Here is a 405-nt window from a genome sequence, read left to right as displayed (position 1 = left end):
ATCGATGCATTTAGTCGATTCGCATGGAACAGAAGGTGTTGCAATGGCTCACTTATATAGGTATATTGTGTACTTTATACTTGTTTTAATCGCTATTTGGTATCATTTTAAAAATAACAATGTTTTAGAGCATAATTAATTATTGTTCCAGTAATTTAAATATCTATTTGCAGCATCAATATAATTATGTTTTTCCTCTATAAATTGCCTAGCATTTTTAGAAATTTCGACTATTTTTTGTGGATTTAAAATTAACCACTCTAATTTTTTTACAATAAAATCGACATCAGGTAAAATATTTATAGCTACTAAATCTTCTTTTAGATTATAATAATCTAACCACTCTATTTCAGCGCCTGTAAAAACAACTTTGCCTTTAGCCATAGCCTCTAGTGCGTTATAGCC

1 protein-coding gene is annotated in these 405 nt (G+C 28.6%); it reads right to left on the bottom strand.

The window, feature by feature from the left end:
• Positions 1-135: 135 nt before the first annotated feature.
• A partial coding sequence (locus ACVC2P_RS16280; protein WP_452599514.1) for a glycosyltransferase occupies positions 136-405 on the bottom strand: 270 nt, incomplete at its 5' end.

The sequence above is a fragment of the Pontimicrobium sp. MEBiC01747 genome, assembly GCF_053601635.1.
Note: the sequence above shows the minus strand (reverse complement) of the source record. Positions and strands in the feature narration are given on the sequence as shown.